Below are 19,283 nucleotides of genomic sequence, written 5' to 3' on the forward strand. Positions count from 1 at the left end.
CAGTGAAGCTCCGGCTGAGTCGCGGAGATGCGACGGTGTGCCGACGCTGACCAGTCGTCGCCGTCGGCAGACGCGCATGCGACCTCAGGCGCTCTCGGGAACTGGAGCCTCACGAGGCTGTTATCGCGTGTCTGAAACAGGAAGCCGAATGTCCGGCAGGGCGGGCAGCGCCAGCCAGCGCCCTCGGTCGTTCTGTTCTAGCGAAGGCCCGGATGGTTGCTCGGATCGAGGACGAACCTTCCGGCATATGACCACCGGCGCCGGCGACATCGTCAGAAGCTTCCCTCCGTTGCAACGCGCCACCTTCGTCGACGTTGACAGCCTGACCGCTTGAGCGACGCGCGCCGCCCTTCCTCGTTCGGAGAGAGATTCGATGATCATCAGACAGCCGCTCAAGGTCCGCACCCCGGAGGAAGTTCTCGGGCTGATCAGCGCGCTGGCCGTCGCCATTTTTGCGGTCATCATCATCGCGCTGCTGTATTTCGGTCGCGATATCCTGGTCCCCGTGGCCCTGGCCATCCTGCTCAGCTTCGTATTGGCGCCATTGGTCGCGCAACTGCAGCGGCTTCGTGCCCCGCGCGGACTGGCCGTCGTCAGCGTGGTCGTTCTCGCATTCGTCGTGATCTTTACACTGGGCAGCCTGCTCGCCACCCAGCTCACCCAGCTTGCCAGTGAGCTGCCGAACTATCAATCGACGATGAGCAACAAGATCCAGTCGTTCCGCGACACCAAAGCCGGCAGAGGGACGCTCGAGCGTGCATCGGACATGCTCAAGGATCTGGGCAAGGAACTCGACAAACCGAAAGAGCCGGAAGCGGCTCGGCTGCCGAGCGGACTGCGAACGAATTCCTCAGTCCCTGTGACCCCGATCCCGGTGGAGGTCCGGCAGCCCGATCCCGGAGCGCTGGACAGTCTTCGCACGCTGATTTCGCCGCTCATTCATCCGCTGGCGACGACCGGCATCATCATCATCTTCGTGATCTTCATATTGCTTCAACGCGAGGACCTGCGGAATCGGCTCATTCGCCTTGCGGGCTCATCCGACCTGCAGCGCACCACGGCGGCGCTCGATGATGCGGCTTACAGGCTCAGCCGGCTGTTCCTCACCCAGCTCGCCCTGAACGGCGGATTCGGCGTCGTGATCGGCGTCGGCTTGTGGTTCATCGGCATCCCCAGCGCCCTCCTTTGGGGGATCCTCGCCGCAGCGCTTCGGTTCGTGCCCTATATCGGCGCCGTCATCGCCGCGGCGTTTCCGCTTGCTCTGGCGGCAGCGGTCGACCCTGGCTGGTCGATGCTGATTTGGACCTTGGCCCTGTTTCTCGTGGTCGAGCCGTTGCTCGGCCACGTCATCGAACCGATGGTCTATGGGCGCAGCACGGGCCTGTCCCCCGTGGCGGTGGTCGTTTCAGCCGCGTTCTGGACCGCGCTGTGGGGCCCAATCGGGTTGGTGCTCGCGACGCCGCTGACGGTCTGCCTGGTCGTCATCGGACGACATGTGGAGCGCCTGGAGTTCCTCGACGTCATGTTCGGTGATCGTCCAGCGCTGTCTCCTCCCGAGATCTTCTACCAGCGCATGCTTGCGAACGATCCGACGGAAGCGGCCGAGAAGGCAGAGGAGTTCTTGAAGGAGCGCTCGTTGATTGCCTATTGCGACGAGGTCGCGGTGAAGGGACTGCAATTGGCCCAAGCCGACGCCGACCGAGGGGCGCTCGCCTATGATCGCCTTGCAACGATCCGTGACGCCGTCGCCGAGTTGACCGCCGATCTTTCCGATCAAAATGATGGTCCGCTGGCGAAACGCGAGACCACCAGCGATCCGGAAGCTGCATCGGCCGTCGACAGCTCGGCCAGCAGTGGGGCAATCGACACGATACCCATCCTCAGCAAGGACAATCTCGCCGAAGGATGGCGGAGCGAGCAGCCGGTCCTGTGCGTGGCCGGGCGAACCCCGATCGACGAAGCGGCGGCGGTGATTCTCGCGCAACTGTCGTCGGTGCACGGGTTGGGCGCGAAGGTCTCAGGAGCGGAGGCGCTCTCGACGGCGAACGTCATCAAGCTCGAGCCCGCAGGTGTTGCGATTGCCTGCCTGATCTATATCGGCAATTCCGGCGTTGCACATATGCGCTACTCCGTTCGTCGCTTGAAGCGACGACTCCCCAAGGCAAGAGTGATGTTGGTCTGCTGCGCGGCCGACGTCGATCAGGAGGCCGCGAAGGTGCTGCAGGAAGCCACCAAGGCCGATCTGGTCGCGGCGAGCATGGGTGAGGCTGTCAGAATGTGCGTCGAAGTCGCGCAGGCGAAGGCTTCTCAGCAGGTCCCATTGAAGCAGCAGAACACGACGACCAACGTAGCGTGAGACGCGCCACGTCCAACGACCAAGGCCAGACAAAAAAATGCGGCCCCGGTCAGAGACGGCGACTGACGGGGACCGCTGAAACGCGTGACCGGTGACGGGGGATGATCAGGCGCTCGATGGAGCGTAGGCCTGCCCCGTGACGGCGGCGTGACACCGCCCGTTCACAGCGCCTTGCGGTAGACGATGAAGCCCGAGCGCTCGGCGATCTTGTTGTAGAGCACCTGTGCCGTGGTGTTGGTCTCGTGCGTCTGCCAATAGACCCGCGGCGCACCGGCCTGACGCGCTTCGCGGTAGACCGCCTCGATCAGCGCCCGTCCGACGCCCTTGCCGCGGGCGGCCTCGCTCGTGAACAGGTCGTTGAGATAGCAGAGCGGCCCGATCGTGGTGGTGGCGCGATGAAACAGGTAGTGCGCCAAGCCGATCAACTCGCCACCGCTCTCGGCGACCAGGGCATGGACCGGCTCGTCGGCATCGAAGAAGCGCGACCATGTCATCGCGGTCACCTCGGCCGGCAGCGCCGTCGGCCCCGAACGGCCGTAGAAGGCATTGTAGCCGTCCCAGAGCGGCAGCCAGTGATCATGGTCGTCGCGCGCGATGGCGCGCACAGTGAGTGCTTCGTGCATGAAGGCTTCGCCGTCCGTTTGAATCTCGACGGACCTTCGATACGCGCAGCCGCGTTGGCGATCAATCCGGGACGGGCTGCACCGGTTCGGCGGCGGGCGGCCGTACCAGCTCGACCTAGACGGACCGATCTTCCTCGGTCAGCGGCGAGAGCGAGAGCTCGCCCCGCCGCTCGATCAGGATCAGCAGTGACGCCGCCAGCAGGATCGCGAGTGCCAGGGTCACGGCAACGATTACGACCGTTGATTTCATCGCCATTTTGTGCGCGAGACAATCATCGCCTGTTGTCGCGAAAACCGCGAAGGGTTGTCAAAATGGCTTCCTGTTAAGCGGGCATCGACAAGACGGCGCGGATCGACACCACCGCGATGGTGACGCTGACACCCAACGAGAGCGTGCTGGCCGCGATCGTTGCGACCACGGCGGTGGTCAGGCTGGGCGAAAGGGTGAGCGTTGCGTGGTCGTGAAAGCCGCTGACGGGCGTACGGAGCCCTCTACGGTGGTTCGACTCCTGCGGCGACGCATGGCCGCGGACCCAACTGAACCTCGGAACGGAAGCAAGACGCCACCCGGACATGAAGTCGAAATCCCTTACCCATACATCCGCGAGCGAATCACTCGCAGAGGTAAATTCTAAGGTCGCGCTGGGCAGGATTGCGGCGGCAAATCGGAAAAAAAGGCAGGAACATGGCGCTGGCGGTGTTTGTTCCCGCCGATGCGTGTATTTTCCCCGCTGTTCTACGGACAGCCAGTAGTTTTACGGTGAATGCCTCACCCGTAGTCGGCGGCGATGCCGGCTGAATCGATCAGTGCCGGCTGCCAATCCATCGCGACGAAACCGGGTGTCTGTTCGACGCGGCGCAGCCAGTTGCGGATCTTCGGGAAGGTCGACAGATCGAAGTCGCAGCGATCGGCGACGTGGGTGTAGCCGTAGAGCGCGATGTCTGCGACCGTCAGCTGCTTCGCGGCAAAGTAGTCGTTGCTCTTGAGATGATTCTCCATCACCTGGAGCGCGGCGTAGCCGCGCTCCATCCAGTCCTCGAGCGCATGTGTCTGCAGGTCGCGCCCGCCCTTGACCAGCAGCAGCCAGAAATAGGCGGCGCCGATGTTCGGCTCCAGCGCATGCTGCTCGAAGAACATCCACTGCAGCGCTTCGGCGCGCTCGATGCGCTGCTCCGGCACCAGCGGCGTGCCGCCGGCGACATACCAGAGGATCGCGTTCGATTCGGCGATGAAGCGGTCCTCGCCGACCTCCAGCAGCGGCACCTGGCCGCTGGGATTCTTGGCGAGAAAATCCGGCGTGCGGCTCTCGCCGCGCAGGATGTCGATCTCGATCGCCTGATAGGGCGCGTTCAGAAGCGCGAGCGCAAGGCGGACCTTGTAGCTGTTGCCTGACCGCTGCATCGAATAGAGCTTGTACATCCGGCCGATTTCGAGTTCGAGGAATCAAAGGTTGGACGCATCGCACATCCAGACGCCAGATCGTCCCGCAATGCGGCCAGACAATGATGCCGATGGGCGCAGGCTGCAAGAGCCGGCGGATGGAAAAAGTCGAAATGCGCTACTGCACTGCACTCTCGAATAACAACTTTCCAATAGATTCAAACAATCGAGATCACGCCTGCGCGATGCGCGCGTGTCCACCGATCTCGACGGCGCGATCGGTGAGTGCGCGGCGCAGGGTCAGCGCGAACAGGGCCATCAGAACGATGAGGCCCAGCGGTATCGTCGTCAGCCCGGCGACGCTGCGCGAGAGCAGCGGCACGATCCAGGCGGCCGCGAGCACGCTGAGCTCGTAGTCGCGAAAGCCGTTCGCGAGGCCGTGCCGGACGAAGAAGATGATCGCGACCGCGACGACGACGAGGTCGTAGTCGAGCACATAGGGCGTCGCCAGCAGGCTCGCGCTCGCCAGTGCCGAAGCCTTGAGATCGAACGCGGCCTCGCTCTGCCACAGCCATGCAAGTCCGGCCGCGAGCGACAGCGCCAGCAGGCTCTGCAGCGCATAGGCGGACCTGATATCGGCGCCCCAATGACGCGCGGCCGAGAACACCGACTGGATCTTCTCCCAGCCGGTGCCGCCTTGCTCGAGCACGACGCTCTGTGTGAAGGTCATCGACTGGAAGAAGGCGTGCCAGACGTCGCTGCCGAGCGCGACGAAGCTGATCGCGACCAGCGCGGCCACCGTGGCGGCTGCCGCAGCAATCGTCGGCCAGCGCGTGCCTGCGAGCAGCGCCACGGGAATGAGCACGCCGAATTGCGGCTTGTAGGCGAGCAGGCCGATCAGGACGCCGGCCGCCCACGGCCGGCCGCGCTCCATCAGCAACAGCGCGCCGCCGAGCAGCGCCGCGGTGAAGAACGCGTTCTGGCCGTGACCGATGTTGACGAAGACGGCGGGAAAGGCGATCGCGACCAGCAGCGTCTCGGAACGCGGCAGGATCGCGCGCATGACCGCGAGGTATGCGAGCAGGCTCGACACGACCCAGAGCGCGAGCCCTCCGGCATAGGGCAGCAGGGCGGTGATGGCGGCGATCGCGAAGAAGAAGGGCGGGTAGTGCCAGCCGAAGAACGGCACGTCGCGGCCGTCGAACACGGCCTTTTCCGTCGCATGCTGCAGCGGCGGATCATAGGCATCGGCCGCCTTGCCCTGAAGGGTCAGCACGCCTGCCGCATAGACGTTGGAGAAGTCGGTGCCGATCGGCTTGCCGTTGCGGTCGACCAGGCCATCGGACAGCGCGATCCAGCCGGCGATTGCCGCGATCGTGACCGCGAGCAGCATCCAGCTGTAGGACTTGATCCGCGTGGCCGTCAGCCAGTCGCCGGATCGCAGGGCGTACCCGATAGTGGTCATTTCGGCCTGAGACTCTGGACAATCGTCGGTCCACGCTAGCGGGGCGGCTTTAACGTTCTCTAAAGTCTTGGGAGCCATGTGCCCAAGCTTCTTGCGATGCAGCGCTGGGGGCCCTACAAATGGGCGTTTCCCTGACATGACTGGTCGTGGCCCCGAGGGGGTGATCCACGACGCCTGCATAGGAGCTGATGATGTCCTTTCTCGCCGCTGCGCTCGACCGTGTGAAGCCGTCCGCGACCATCGCGGTCACGGATAAAGCGCGCGTCCTCAAAGCGGCGGGCCGCAATGTCATCGGCCTCGGCGCTGGCGAGCCGGATTTCGACACGCCGGACAACATCAAGCAGGCCGCGATCAAGGCGATCCAGGACGGCAAGACCAAGTATACCGCGGTGGACGGCATTCCCGAGCTGAAGGAAGCCATCATCGGCAAGTTCCAGCGCGAGAACGGCCTCACCTATAAGCCGAACCAGGTGATCGTCGGCGTCGGCGGCAAGCAGGTGCTGTACAATGCGCTGATGGCGACCATCAATCCCGGCGACCAGGTGATCATCCCGGCGCCGTACTGGGTCAGCTATCCGGAGATGGTGGCGCTTGCCGGCGGCGAGCCGGTGCCGGTGGTCTGCACCGCCGCCCACGGCTTCAAGCTGCAGCCGGAGGCGCTGGAGAAGGCGATCACGCCGAAGACCAAGTGGCTGATCCTGTGCTCGCCGTCGAATCCGACCGGCGCGGCCTACACCAAGGCCGAGCTGAAGGCGCTCACCGAGGTGCTGGTCAAGCATCCGCATGTCTGGATCATGACCGACGACATGTACGAGCACCTCGTCTATGACGACTTCGTGTTCACCACGCCGGCGCAGGTCGAGCCCTCGCTGTTCGACCGCACGCTGACGGTGAACGGCGTCTCCAAGGCTTATTGCATGACCGGCTGGCGCATCGGCTATGCCGGCGGCCCGGCGCACCTGATCAAGGCGATGGCGACGATCCAGTCGCAGTCGACCTCGAACCCGTGCTCGATCGCGCAATGGGCGGCGGTGGAGGCCTTGAACGGTCCGCAGGACTTCATCCCGGCCAACAACAAGGTGTTCAAGGAGCGCCGCGACCTCGTGGTGTCGATGCTGAACCAGGCGAATGGCATCGAATGCCCGCGGCCGGAAGGCGCGTTCTACGTCTATCCGTCCTGCGCCGGGACGATCGGCAAGACCGCGCCGTCGGGCAAGGTGATCGACAATGACGAGGCCTTCGTCACCGAGCTGCTGGAGACGGAGGGCGTCGCCGTGGTGCAGGGCTCGGCCTTCGGCCTCGGCCCGGCCTTCCGCATCTCCTACGCGACCAAGACCTCCGACCTCGAGGACGCCTGCAAGCGCATCCAGCGCTTCTGCGGCAATCTGAGGTAATCGGGCAACATCCCTCTCGAAACACCAGAAGCCAATTTCCAGGCCGAAAGGCGCCATGTTTTGAACATGGCGCCTTTCTTTTGTCGGCCGACAAGTCTGGTGGCGTAGGGTTGGAGTTCGATGCGGCTGCTTCTGCTGTCGATCGCGTTGATGGTGATGATCGTGCCGCTCGCGCAGGCCCATCAGGGGCGGCCGATGCGCGCCGGCGTGCTCGAATGCGAGGGACGAAAGACCTCCGGCAAGCTCGTGATGTCCCAGTCCCGCCTGCGCTGCGTGTTTCGCAGTCAGGGCCGCCAGCCGGAGCGCTATGTCGCCAGGGTCCGGCGTTACGGCCTCGATCTCGGCCTGACGGATGTGACCAGGATGGCGTGGGCGGTCAGCGCACCGGTCAACGATTTCGGCCGCAGCGAGCTGCGCGGGCGCTATGGCGGATTGTCCGCCAATGCCGCGGCTCTGGTCGGCTTCGGCGGCAGCTTCCTGGTGCGCGACACCGATCGCGCCGCGGCGCTGCAGCCGATCAGCCTGCAGGGGCAGACCGGGTTGAACCTCGCTGCCGGAATCACCGAGGTCGAGCTGGTGCCGCTGCTGCCGATCCACCCGAGCCCGAGCCGTTCATCGTCCTACTTCTCGCGCTTCTATCGCTGAGACCCTCGATCGGAGAGACTCGGACACGTCCAGGCGAACGCGTCGCAGTCGCTGCCTGCGTCGGCGCGCCGGCTCGTGCCGACGGCGCGGCGAATCTGGTGCGACTGTAAGGCTTGTGGCATAGATGTGGTGCCCTGTGATCGTGCGTCCGATCGACGGGTCTGCATCACACGTTTATTTCAGCCGGAGTTTTATTCATGCGCTCGACCATCCTCGCCGGGCTCGCCGCTGCGGTCGTCCTCTGCACCGGCACCGGCGCTGCCCAGGCGCAAGATCGCGTGCGGGTCGGTGTCCTCGAATGCCGCGGCGGCGCCAGTGTCGGCTTCATCGTCGGCTCGGTGACCCATCTCGGCTGCGTGCTGCGCGCCGACGGCCTGCCCGAGGACCGCTACGTCGCGACCATCCGCAAGGTCGGCCTCGATCTCGGCATCACCCAGGAATCGCTGCTGGCCTGGGTGGTCTATGCACCGGTCGCGCGGCTCGGGCCGGGCGATCTCTCCGGCGACTATGCCGGCGCCCAGGGCTCGGCCGCGGTCGGCGTCGGTGTCGGCGGCAACGTGCTGGTCGGCGGCTCCGCCAACTCGATCGCGCTGCAGCCGCTCAGCGTCCAGGGCCAGGTCGGCCTCAGCGTCTCGGCGGGGCTGCAAAGCCTCGAATTGCGCCCGGGGCGGTGATCTTCCCTTTGCCGTGAACAGCGCTCTTCCCGCCATCGAGCGGGAAGACGGCGCGATCCCCCGCACTGCAGCAACGTTTTTCGCAGGCCGCCTGCTTGCCAAAGCGGCAGCCGAGGCAGAGCATTCGGCTTTGCCGACCCAATCAAGGGCCGAGCTCCACAACGAGGAGGCGGCGAATGGGACAAGACCTGAGAAGTCCCCGAGGTCCACGGTGCATCGCGCTGGTGGGCCCTTTCCAAAGCGGTAAAACCACTCTCTTGGAGGCGATCCTGGCGCGGACCGGCGCGATCCCGCGCGCGGGCAGCGTCGACGCCGGCACCTCCGTCGGCGATGCCAGCCCGGAGGCGCGTCAGCACAAGATGAGCGTCGCCATGACGGCGGCGACCACGACCTTCATGGGCGACAGCTACACCTTCCTCGACTGTCCTGGCTCGATCGAGTTCATCCACGACATGCGCGCCGCGCTGCCGGCGGTCGATGCCGCCATCGTGGTCTGCGAGGCGGACGAGAAGAAGCTGCCGCAATTGCAGATCATCCTGCGCGAGCTCGAGGAGCTGCGCATCCCACGTTTCCTGTTCCTCAACAAGATCGACCGCGCCAATGCACGCATCAGGGAGACGCTTGCCACGTTGCAGCCGGCCTCGCGCGTGCCTCTGGTGCTGCGCCAGATCCCGATCTGGAACGGCGAATTGATCGAAGGGTTCGTCGACCTCGCGCTGGAGCGCGCCTTCATCTATCGCGAGCATAAGGCCTCCGAGGTGATCGCGCTCGAAGGCGGCGATCTCGACCGCGAGAAGGAGGCGCGCTTCTCGATGCTGGAGAAGCTCGCCGATCACGACGATTCGCTGATGGAGCAGCTGCTGGAGGACATCCCGCCGCCGCGCGACGCCGTGTTCGACGATCTGGCGCGCGAATTGCGCGAGGGATTGATCTGCCCGGTGCTGCTCGGATCGGCGTTGCGCGAGAACGGCGTGCTGCGGCTGATGAAGGCGCTGCGCCACGAGGCGCCCGGAATCGCCGAGACCGCGCAGCGGCTCGGTGTGAAGGACACCAAGGAGGCGCTCGGCTATGTCTTCAAGACGCTGCATCTGCAGCATGGTGGCAAGCTGTCATTGACGAGGGTGCTGTCCGGCCATCTCGACGACGGCGCGACGCTGCATGCCGCCTCGGGCGAGGCGGCGCGCGTATCCGGCATCCTGGCTGCCACCGGCGCCTATGACAGCAAGCGCGCGGGCGCCCAGGCCGGGGACACGGTGGCGCTCGGCAAGCTCGATGCGGTCAAGACCGGCGATACGGTTGCGACCGGCAAGACGGCACCACCGCCGCTGGCAAAGGTGGAGGCGTGCCCGCCGGTGCTGGCGCTCTCGATCGCCGCCGTGGACCGCAAGGACGACGTCAAGCTCGGCCAGGCCTTGCAGCGGCTCCACGAGGAGGACCCGTCGCTGACCATGGTGCAGAACCCGCGCACCCACGACACGGTGCTGTGGGGGCAGGGCGAGATGCATCTGCGCGTCGCGCTGGAGCGGCTGCGCGACCGTTTCGGCGTCAACGTCAAATCGCACCAGCCCGCGATCGGCTACCAGGAGACCATCCGCAAGCCGATCACGCAGCGCGGCCGCCACAAGAAGCAGTCCGGCGGCCACGGCCAGTTCGGCGACGTGGTGCTCGACATCAGGCCGCTGCCGCGCGGCGAAGGCTTCCGCTTTGCCGAGAAGGTGGTCGGCGGCGCGGTGCCGCGCAACTACATCCCGGCGGTGGAGGAGGGCGTCGTCGACGCAATGGCCCGCGGCCCCCTGGGCTTTCCGGTGATCGACGTCGAGGTGACGCTCACCGACGGCTCCTATCACAGCGTGGATTCGTCCGACCTCGCGTTCCGCACCGCGGCGCGGGTCGGCGTCGGCGAGGGGCTGCCGCAATGCCAGCCGGTGCTGCTGGAGCCGATTCACACCGTCGAGATCGTCTGCCCGACGGAGGCGACCGCCAGGATCAATGCGATCCTCTCGGCGCGGCGCGGCCAGATCCTGTCCTTCGATACCCGTGACGGCTGGCCGGGCTGGGACTGCGTCCGGGCGATGATGCCGGAGGCGGAGATCGGCGAGTTGATCGTCGAATTGCGTTCGGCGACGGCCGGCGCCGGCAGCTTCACCCGCCAATTCGACCACATGGCCGAGGTGACCGGCCGCGCCGCCGACCACATCATCGCCTCCCATCGCGACGCCGCCTGAGCCGAACGCTCCGCGCCGAACAGCGCCGGCCCGTCATCCTCTCTCGGGATGGCGGGCCGGATCGCGTCGGGACCTTTGCTCGCGCGCGCAGGGAACAAACGGCGAGGGCCGGGTTCCAGCTTGCGTCCGAGATCAGTTTGTGATGTATTTTACATCATTGTCTTTGTCTCAGACATCATTTATGGTGTCTGCCACGTGAGGCCAGCGTGATCACGTCGTTCCAGATGCGGGCAGCGCGAGCGCTGCTCGGGATAGATCAGAGAACCTTGGCCGAGCTGGCCGGCGTGTCGCTGCCGACGATCCAGCGGATGGAAGCCTCCACGGGCAACGTCCGCGGCGTGGTGGACTCGCTGACCAAGGTCGTCGATGCGCTCAATCGCGCGGGCGTGGATCTGATCGGTGAGCATTCCCGCAGCGAGAACGGCGGGCGTGGTGTTCGCCTGAAGGACCCGGGGCCGCCCCGCCGCATGGGCCGTCAAACTGACATCGCGCGCGATGACGCAAGCTAGGCTCATCGCGCGGGCACGGGGCCCCTGGGCGCTTCGTGTGGGACGCATCGTCGGCTGCGCCGCGGCCCGATGAGGCGACGGGAGCGTGATGGGCATGAGCATCGCAAACGAACACCGTTCGCACGGGCGGGTCGGACATCATGAGCCGACCTTCGCCGAGCTTTATTCCCCCAAACTCCTGACGGTCTTGCGCGAGGGCTACGGCCTCAGCGACTTTCGCGCCGACGCGCTGGCGGGCCTGACGGTGGCGATCGTGGCGCTGCCGCTGTCGATGGCGATCGCGATCGCCTCCGGTGTCTCGCCGGGGCGTGGTCTCTACACCGCCGTGATCGGCGGCTTCCTGGTCTCGCTGCTCGGCGGCAGCCGCTTTCAGATCGGCGGTCCCGCGGGTGCCTTCATCGTGCTGGTCGCTGCGACGGTCGATCGCCAGGGTCTCGATGGCCTGCTGATCGCGACGATGATGTCCGGCGTGATGCTGGTGATCGCCGGATATCTGCGGCTCGGCACCTACATCAAGTTCATTCCCTATCCGGTCACAGTCGGCTTCACCGCGGGCATCGCCGTCATCATCTTTGCCAGCCAGCTGAAGGATCTGTTCGGTATCACGCTTGCGGGCAAGGAGCCGGGCGAGCTGCTTCCGAAGCTCACGGCGCTCGCGCATGGCGCGCCGACCGCGAGCATGTCTGCGGTCGTGACGGCCGCGCTGTCGATCGCGATCATCATCGGCCTCAAGCATCTGCGGCCGACCTGGCCCGGCATCCTGATCGCGGTGGTGGTCGCGGCCATCATCACCTTCGCGCTGCAGCTTCCGGTCGAGACCATTGGGACGAAATTCGGCGGTATCCCGCGCGAGCTGCCGGCGCCGGCGTTGCCGGCGTTCTCGCTCGCCAAGGTCCAGGCGGTGTTCCCCGACGCGATCGCCTTCGCACTGCTCGGAGCCATCGAATCGCTGCTGTCGGCCGTCGTCGCCGACGGCATGACCGGCCGTCGCCATCGCTCCAACTGCGAGCTGGTGGCGCAGGGCTTTGCCAATGTCGGCTCGGCCTTGTTCGGCGGCATCTGCGTCACCGGCACCATCGCGCGCACCGCCACCAATGTTCGCGCCGGCGCCCGCGGACCGGTGTCGGGCATGCTGCATTCGCTGTTTCTTTTGGTGTTCATGCTGATCGCGGCGCCGCTGGCGAGCTACATCCCGCTGTCGGCGCTCGCCGCGGTGCTCGTCGTTGTCGCCTGGAACATGGCCGAGAAGCACGAGTTCGCCACCCTGATCCGATCGTCCTGGGGCGATGCCACGGTGCTGCTCGCGACCTTCGGGCTGACGGTCTTCCGCGATCTCACCGAGGGCATCCTGGTCGGCTTTGCGCTCGGCGCCGTGCTGTTCATCAACCGGATGGCGCAGATGACCGGCGTCGAGGACGGGTCGCCTCTGGTCGCAAAGGACCGCGCCGACTTCGAGGATGAGGCGCGGGTGCCGTACAATCCGAAGCTCAGCGCCGACAAGGACGTGCTGGTCTATCGCATCACCGGTGCGTTCTTCTTCGGCGCCGCCTCGACCGTCGGCACCGTGCTCGACTCGATCGCCGACCGCCGCAAGGCCTTCGTGGTCGATTTCGCAGCGGTGCCGTTCCTGGATTCGACGGCCGCCAACGCCATGAGCCGCGTTGCCGCCAAGGCCAAGCGCCAGGGCATCCGCCTGTTCATCACCGGGGCGTCGCCGACCGTGCGTCGGGCGCTGCTGACCCATGGCGTGCGGCCGCCGCTGGTGCGCTACCGCGAGACCATCGAGCGCGCGGTGGCCGACATCAAGGGCAAGGAGACGGCACCGGCGGACGTCGCCGATGGGCTCGCCGCGAGCTGACACGCGACCTCAACGCCGCGTCGCCGTTTGGGCCATGGCGCCTGGGGGCGACTGCCGAGCCCCAGCATTGACTCCAGCCGGAGCTTGTCCGATGTCACGGCCATGACCCTTGCCGCCAAACCCCGCGCTGCGTGCCTGATCGGCTGGCCTGCCGCGCATTCACGCTCGCCCTTGATCCATCATCATTGGCTGCACGAGCTCGGCATTGCCGGCGGCTACACCATCGAGGCGGTGCCGCCGGAAGAGCTGGCGGACTTCGTCATGCATCTCGACCGTCGCGGCTTCGTCGGCGCCAACGTCACGATCCCGCACAAGGAGCGCGTGCTGGAGCTGAGCGAGCCGGACGCGCGTGCCCGCGCCGTCGGCGCGGCCAACACGCTCTGGTACGAGGACCGCATCCTGCGGGCCACCAACACCGACGTCGAAGGCTTCATCGGCAATCTGGACGCCGCTGCCCCAGGCTGGGACCGCACCGACGAGGCGCTGGTGCTCGGCTCCGGCGGCTCGGCGCGGGCCGTCGTGTTCGGCCTGCTCGAGCGCGGCATCGGCCGCGTCCACATCATCAACCGCACCGCGGCGCGCGCACAAGCCCTGGCTGATCAGTTCGGCAGCCATGTCGTTGCCGAAGGCTGGGACCGCGTCGGCGCGCTGCTGCCGCGCGCGGGCCTGTTCGTGAACACCACCTCGCTCGGCATGCACGGTCAGCCGCCGCTCGAGCTCGACGTCGAGCTGTTGCCGCAGCAGGCCGTCGTCGCCGACATCGTCTACGTGCCGCTGGAGACGCAGTTGCTCGCGGCGGCGCGGGCGAGGGGGCTGCGCACTGCCGATGGACTCGGCATGCTGCTGCACCAGGCCGTGCGTGGCTTCGAATTGTGGTTCGGCCGCCGTCCGCAGGTCACGCCCGAGTTGCGCGCGCTGGTCGAGGCCGATCTCACAAGGGCTTGAGCGCGGAATAAGCGCAGATGGTCGGCGTCTCATTGATCGAGCGTCCGCGTAGCCCCGCATTGGACGCGGATGATCTTCTCTCGCCCTCGGAGCCATGCATGTCCGCTCGTCTCATCCTGTTCCGTTCCGTCGCTTCACTCGCCATGGTTGCGACTGTATCCGCGCTCGCCATCGCCCAGCAGGCGCCGGTGCCGACGCGCGTGCGCGGCGCCATCGAAAGCGTCGACGCCAATACGATGACGGTGAAAGCCCGCAGCGGCGAGATCTTCAAGCTGCGCATGGCCGGTGATCTGCGCGTCTCGGGTGTCGTCAAGGCGCAGCTTTCCGACATCAAGCTGGGCTCGTTCATCGGCGCCACCACGGTGCCCGGCCCGGATGGCGCGCCGAAGGCGGTCGAGATCCACATTTTTCCCGAGGACATGCGCGGAACGGGCGAAGGCTCGCGGTCGTGGGACCTGAAGCCGAACTCGAGCATGACCAACGCCACCGTGTCCGAAAGCTCGGTCTCGACCGACGGTCACTCGCTGCTCGTCAAGTACAAGGGGGGCGAAAAGCGCGTCGACATTACGCCGGACACGCCGATCGTCACCTTCGTGCCCGGCGACGAGTCCGAGCTGAAAGCCGGCGCCAAGGTGATCGCCACCGTCAAGCAATTGCCTGACGGTTCGCTCGAGACCAGCCGCGTCAGCGTCGGCCGCGATGGGCTGACGCCGCCGATGTGACCTGCCTTTCTCTGTGTGCTCAACTGCGTCTCCGTTGCCGGTGTCGTCCCTGCGAACGCAGGGACCCATACCCCCAGGGAGGAGTTTAGGGCGCAGTGGCAATTGGGCTTTTGCCCAACACGACGGCCGCGGAGTATGGGTCCCGGATCAGCGCCGCGCCGCGCTGACGCGCGTCACGGCTTGTCCGGGACGACAGCTTTTGCATGGTGGAAGTCGGGGGCGCGTAAGCTGATTAGTCCGAGCACCTTGCTCGCCGATTCTCGAGCTAATCCGCCAGCACCTTCCGGTCGATCTCGGCCACCGTGTTGACGCCGCACAGGCCCATCGTCGTCAAGAGCTCGTTGCGGATGATGTCGATGGCCTTGGCGACGCCGGCCTGGCCGCCGGCGCCGAGGCCGTAGGCATAGGCGCGGCCGAGCATGCAGGATTTGGCACCGAGCGCGAGCGCGCGCATCACGTCCTGGCCGGAGCGGATGCCGCCATCGAACATGATCTCGATCTTGTCGCCGACCGCCTCCGCGATGCCGGGCAGCACGTGGATCGAGGACGGCGCGCCGTCGAGCTGGCGGCCGCCGTGGTTGGACACGACCATTGCCTGCGCGCCGGTCGCGGCCGCGAGCTTGGCGTCCTCGATGTCGTGGATGCCCTTGATGATCAGCTTGCCCGGCCAGATCGAGCGGATCCAGTCGACGTCCTTCCAGTTCAGCGAGGTGTCGAACTGCGCGGCGGTCCAGGCCGAGAGCTTGGTGAGATCCTCGGTGTTCTTCACGTGGCCGGCGATGTTGCCGAAGGTGCGGCGCTTGCCCTGCAGCACGCCCTGCACCCAGGCCGGCCTGATCGCGAAGTCGAACAGCTTCGACAGCGTCCATTCCGGCGGCACGCTCATGCCGTTCTTGATGTCCTGGTGGCGCTGGCCGATCACCTGCAGGTCGACGGTCAGGCATAGTGCGCTGCACTTCGCAGCGATCGCGCGCTCGACCAGGGCCTTGATGAAGCCGCGGTCCTTCATGACGTAGAGCTGGAACCAGAACGGCTTCTCGACGCTGCCCGCGATGTCCTCGATCGAGCAGATCGACATCGTGCTCTGCGTGAACGGGATGCCGGCGGCCTGCGCCGCGCGGCAGGCGTGAATCTCGCCGTCGCCGTGCTGCATGCCCAGGAGGCCGACCGGCGCCAGGATCAGCGGCATCGACGAGGGCTCGCCGAGGATCGTCGTCGACAGATCGCGCTTGGAGACGTCGACCAGGATGCGCTGGCGGAACTTGATCTTCTGCAGATCCTCGCGATTGGCGCGCAGCGTCTCCTCGGCATAGGAGCCACGATCGGCGTAGTCGAAGAAGGCTTTGGGCACGCGGCGCTTGTGCAGCAGGCGCAGGTCTTCAATGCAGGTGACGTGTTTCATCGCGGTCTTCGGCTCCCCACCGGCGTCTCGTTTCTTAGGGCTGGGGCAGTCATCTAGCATCTTTGCGGCGGCTGCCAAATCCAACTTGGGAACCGCCACGGCGTCTGGGCAAAGCAGGGCGAACTGCGAGCGTCCCGCAACAACATGACGTCAGGGCTGCCGGAGCGAGCACCTTCCTGCTGCGGCGGGGCTCCGACGGGTGAGCCCTCCAGAGCCGTCAGGTCGAATGAAAAATTAGTCTTAACAACGGCTTACAGAGGTCATGGCGGTTTCGTGGTAATGATTCATCACATTTTTTGAAGCCATCTTAGCCTTAAGGCGACTATAACCCGCGGGCTGACCGGCAGGGCGGGTCCTGTGATTCGCGCTCGCCGGTAACGAAATCCAGAAGCCGTTGCTGGGGGTCATATGAGCCGTAACTATTTCGGGACCGATGGGATTCGTGGCCGCGCCAACGGCCTGATCACGCCGGAACTCGCGCTCAAGGTCGGGCAGGCCGCAGGTCTTCTGTTCCAGCGCGGCGAGCATCGCCACCGGGTGGTGATCGGCAAGGATACACGCCTTTCCGGGTACATGATCGAATACGCCATGGTGGCCGGCTTCACCTCGGTCGGCATGGACGTGCTGCTGGTCGGCCCGATGCCGACGCCCGCGGTCGCCATGCTCACCAAGTCGATGCGCGCCGATCTCGGCGTCATGATCTCGGCCTCACACAATCTGTTCGAGGACAACGGCATCAAGCTGTTCGGGCCGCAGGGTTTCAAGCTGTCCGACGATGTCGAGAGGCAGATCGAGCAACTGCTCGATGAATCGCTCGACAAGAAGCTGGCGCAGAGCGCGAGCCTCGGCCGGGCCCGCCGCATCGACGGCGTGCACGATCGCTACATCGAATTCGCCAAGCGCACCCTGCCGCGCGATCTCTCGCTCGACGGTCTTCGCGTCGTGGTCGATTGCGCCAACGGCGCGGCCTACAAGGTCGTGCCCGAGGCGCTGTGGGAGCTCGGCGCCGACGTGATCTCGATCGGCGTGGAGCCGGACGGCTTCAACATCAACAAGGAATGCGGCTCGACCTCGCCGGAGGCACTGTGCCGGAAGGTACGGGAAATGCGCGCCGACATCGGCATCGCGCTCGACGGCGACGCGGATCGCGTGATCCTGGTCGACGAGCGCGGCCACATCGTCGATGGCGATCAGCTGCTCGCGGTCATCGCGCAGAGCTGGAAGGAAGACGGCCGCTTGGCGCGCGCCGGTATCGTCGCGACGGTGATGTCCAATCTCGGCCTCGAGCGCTTCCTGCAGGGGCAGGGGCTCGAGCTGGTGCGTACGCCGGTCGGCGACCGCTATGTGCTCGAGCGCATGCTGGCCGACGGCTACAATCTCGGCGGTGAGCAGTCGGGCCATATCATTCTCTCGGATTACGCGACGACGGGCGACGGCTTCGTCGCGGCGCTGCAGGTGCTGGCGACGGTGCAGAGGCTGCGCCGTCCGGTCTCCGAGGTCTGCCATCGCTTCGACCCGCTGCCGCAGATTCTCAAGAACGTCCGCTATCGCAGCGGCAAGCCGCTCGACGCGGACGAGGTGAAGTCGGCGATCGACACCGGACAGAAGCGCCTCAACGGCCATGGCCGACTGCTCGTACGCTCCTCCGGAACCGAGCCGGTGATCCGCGTGATGGGCGAGGGTGACGACCGCGATCTGGTCGAAGAGGTCGTCGACGAGATCGTCGCTGCCGTCGGCAACGCTGCGGCTGCTGCTTGATCGCGGACGGGAATATATCAATCTCTGCGGCCTGCCATCGACGTCGGATGGCAGGCCTTTTTGTTGGTCCCTTCTCTGCTCGCAAGCTGATGGGAGCGGATGTGCCTGAGCGAGCAGGGCGCGTCGGACTGCCGGACGCGATCGACTGCGCGCCAGCGCCTTGGCTGCGACCGATTGAGATGGGACTCAACTAATTAGTTGTTCTTCATCCTGCGGTCAAAATTGTCGCTAACGAATTGTTAGGAGGGGTTGCTTGGCCGTTAACGACTCCGCGCGCTCATGAAAAATCAACCTTAATTATTAGGGTTAAGCGCTGCTTAAGCATTTGGCGTGATAGTGTGGCATCAGCGTGATGTGGAAGCAATTCTCCGATTGCTTCACCGGCCAAAGGGACGAAAAAATGCGTAGCGTTAAGTTTCTGATCGCCGCCGGAGCGGCCACTCTGTTTTCCACTTCGGTCTTCGCTGCCGACATGCCCATCATGCCCCCTCCGGTCTACGCGCCGCCGCCGGCGGCCGATTTCGGTGGCTGGTATCTGCGCGGCGACATCGGTTTCAGCAATCAGAAGGTCAAGGACGTCCATTACTCGCGCGAATCCGCCTACACGCCGATGACGTCCTTCAACCAGACCTCGGCGTTCGATACCGCGGGCATCTACGGCGTTGGCGTCGGCTATCGCTTCAACAGCTGGTTCCGCGCCGACGTCACCGGCCAGTATCGCGGCAATGCGAACTTCAAGGCCACCGACCGCTTCAATGCAACGGCGGGCGGCGTGCCCTACAGCGGCATCGACAATTACAGCGGCAGCAAGTCCGAATGGCTGGTGCTCGCCAACGCCTATGTCGATCTCGGCACCTGGTGGTGCGTGACGCCGTTCATCGGCGCGGGTGTCGGTGGTGCGCGGGTGACGATTTCGAATTTCACCGACACGGGCATCAACAACCTGCCGTTCACGACCACGAGCTTCGCGACGGCGCCGACCTCCTCGAAATGGAATTTCGCATGGGCGGCCCATGCCGGTCTGGCTTACAACGTCAATCCGAACCTGGTGCTGGAGCTGGCCTACAGCTACGTCGATCTCGGTCACGGGCAGACCGGTGTACTATCCGACTACGTCGGCAACACCACCGGCAACGTCTTCAAGTTCAAGGACATCACCTCGCACGACCTGAAGCTCGGCGTGCGCTGGAATTTCGACAATCCTCCGCCGCCGCCGATGCCGGCGCTGATCCGCAAGGGCTGAATCGAGCGCTCGCCCTCACTGCAAATCGAACGAACGGCGCGGGCCTCCCGCGCCGTTTCGCGTTTCTGATCGAGCGAACCGCG

General features: G+C 65.6%; 16 protein-coding genes. 11 read left to right on the forward strand and 5 right to left on the reverse strand.

What is annotated here, in order from left to right; translation table 11 throughout:
- The first annotated feature begins 373 nt into the window (after nucleotides 1–373).
- On the forward strand, nucleotides 374–2,356 hold the full coding sequence (locus ACQR0W_RS03885) for an AI-2E family transporter (RefSeq protein WP_316169325.1): 1,983 nt from the start codon (nucleotides 374–376) through the stop codon (nucleotides 2,354–2,356).
- A 161-nt stretch (nucleotides 2,357–2,517) separates the two neighbouring features.
- On the opposite strand, the gene ACQR0W_RS03890 is transcribed toward ACQR0W_RS03885, so the two are convergent.
- The 4 genes from ACQR0W_RS03890 to ACQR0W_RS03905 all read right to left on the reverse strand — a co-directional run bounded on the left by ACQR0W_RS03890 (nucleotide 2,518) and on the right by ACQR0W_RS03905 (nucleotide 5,825).
- On the reverse strand, nucleotides 2,518–2,979 hold the full coding sequence (locus ACQR0W_RS03890; RefSeq protein WP_316166514.1) for a GNAT family N-acetyltransferase: 462 nt from the start codon (nucleotides 2,977–2,979) through the stop codon (nucleotides 2,518–2,520).
- Between the two features lie 115 nt (nucleotides 2,980–3,094).
- Nucleotides 3,095–3,229 carry a hypothetical protein gene (locus tag ACQR0W_RS03895; RefSeq protein ID WP_316166663.1) on the reverse strand — a complete coding sequence of 45 codons (135 nt, stop codon included), beginning with the start codon at nucleotides 3,227–3,229 and terminating at the stop codon, nucleotides 3,095–3,097.
- Between the two features lie 519 nt (nucleotides 3,230–3,748).
- Nucleotides 3,749–4,399 carry a glutathione S-transferase family protein gene (locus ACQR0W_RS03900; protein WP_315714112.1) on the reverse strand — a complete coding sequence of 217 codons (651 nt, stop codon included), beginning with the start codon at nucleotides 4,397–4,399 and terminating at the stop codon, nucleotides 3,749–3,751.
- A gap of 193 nt (nucleotides 4,400–4,592) precedes the next feature.
- Complete coding sequence (locus ACQR0W_RS03905) at nucleotides 4,593–5,825, reverse strand: glycosyltransferase family 87 protein (RefSeq protein ID WP_316166515.1); 1,233 nt, start codon at nucleotides 5,823–5,825, stop codon at nucleotides 4,593–4,595.
- A 191-nt stretch (nucleotides 5,826–6,016) separates the two neighbouring features.
- On the opposite strand from ACQR0W_RS03905, the gene ACQR0W_RS03910 reads away from it, so the two are divergent.
- The 8 genes from ACQR0W_RS03910 to ACQR0W_RS03945 all read left to right on the forward strand — a co-directional run bounded on the left by ACQR0W_RS03910 (nucleotide 6,017) and on the right by ACQR0W_RS03945 (nucleotide 14,797).
- The gene (locus tag ACQR0W_RS03910; RefSeq protein WP_315714114.1) at nucleotides 6,017–7,219 is read left to right on the forward strand and encodes a pyridoxal phosphate-dependent aminotransferase; all 1,203 of its coding nucleotides are present in this window, start codon (nucleotides 6,017–6,019) and stop codon (nucleotides 7,217–7,219) included.
- Between the two features lie 120 nt (nucleotides 7,220–7,339).
- Complete coding sequence (locus tag ACQR0W_RS03915; protein WP_316166516.1) at nucleotides 7,340–7,864, forward strand: DUF992 domain-containing protein; 525 nt, start codon at nucleotides 7,340–7,342, stop codon at nucleotides 7,862–7,864.
- Between the two features lie 197 nt (nucleotides 7,865–8,061).
- Nucleotides 8,062–8,538: a DUF992 domain-containing protein gene (locus ACQR0W_RS03920; protein ID WP_315714116.1), complete on the forward strand. Its 477-nt coding sequence runs from the start codon at nucleotides 8,062–8,064 to the stop codon at nucleotides 8,536–8,538.
- A 176-nt stretch (nucleotides 8,539–8,714) separates the two neighbouring features.
- The gene (locus tag ACQR0W_RS03925; protein WP_315750067.1) at nucleotides 8,715–10,763 is read left to right on the forward strand and encodes an elongation factor G; all 2,049 of its coding nucleotides are present in this window, start codon (nucleotides 8,715–8,717) and stop codon (nucleotides 10,761–10,763) included.
- 206 nt (nucleotides 10,764–10,969) lie between these two features.
- Nucleotides 10,970–11,272, forward strand: coding sequence for a helix-turn-helix domain-containing protein (locus ACQR0W_RS03930; protein ID WP_315714118.1), 303 nt, complete (start codon nucleotides 10,970–10,972; stop codon nucleotides 11,270–11,272).
- Nucleotides 11,273–11,366: 94 nt separating this feature from the next.
- The gene (locus tag ACQR0W_RS03935; RefSeq protein ID WP_315714119.1) at nucleotides 11,367–13,130 is read left to right on the forward strand and encodes a SulP family inorganic anion transporter; all 1,764 of its coding nucleotides are present in this window, start codon (nucleotides 11,367–11,369) and stop codon (nucleotides 13,128–13,130) included.
- Between the two features lie 102 nt (nucleotides 13,131–13,232).
- Nucleotides 13,233–14,075 carry a shikimate dehydrogenase gene (locus tag ACQR0W_RS03940; protein ID WP_315714120.1) on the forward strand — a complete coding sequence of 281 codons (843 nt, stop codon included), beginning with the start codon at nucleotides 13,233–13,235 and terminating at the stop codon, nucleotides 14,073–14,075.
- A gap of 143 nt (nucleotides 14,076–14,218) precedes the next feature.
- A complete protein-coding gene (locus tag ACQR0W_RS03945) occupies nucleotides 14,219–14,797 on the forward strand; it encodes a hypothetical protein (RefSeq protein WP_410051253.1) in 579 nt (192 codons plus the stop codon).
- 265 nt (nucleotides 14,798–15,062) lie between these two features.
- Here the strand turns inward: ACQR0W_RS03945 and ACQR0W_RS03950 are convergent, their stop codons facing one another.
- The gene (locus tag ACQR0W_RS03950; protein WP_316166518.1) at nucleotides 15,063–16,199 is read right to left on the reverse strand and encodes an alpha-hydroxy acid oxidase; all 1,137 of its coding nucleotides are present in this window, start codon (nucleotides 16,197–16,199) and stop codon (nucleotides 15,063–15,065) included.
- Nucleotides 16,200–16,607: 408 nt separating this feature from the next.
- On the opposite strand from ACQR0W_RS03950, the gene glmM reads away from it, so the two are divergent.
- Together glmM and ACQR0W_RS03960 are read left to right on the forward strand one after the other, a co-directional pair.
- Nucleotides 16,608–17,957: a phosphoglucosamine mutase gene (gene glmM / locus ACQR0W_RS03955; RefSeq protein WP_316169324.1), complete on the forward strand. Its 1,350-nt coding sequence runs from the start codon at nucleotides 16,608–16,610 to the stop codon at nucleotides 17,955–17,957.
- A gap of 400 nt (nucleotides 17,958–18,357) precedes the next feature.
- Complete coding sequence (locus tag ACQR0W_RS03960) at nucleotides 18,358–19,200, forward strand: outer membrane protein (RefSeq protein WP_315750069.1); 843 nt, start codon at nucleotides 18,358–18,360, stop codon at nucleotides 19,198–19,200.
- Nucleotides 19,201–19,283: the final 83 nt, after the last annotated feature.

This window comes from Bradyrhizobium sp. HKCCYLRH1034, from assembly GCF_051168375.1.
Lineage (GTDB): Bacteria > Pseudomonadota > Alphaproteobacteria > Rhizobiales > Xanthobacteraceae > Bradyrhizobium.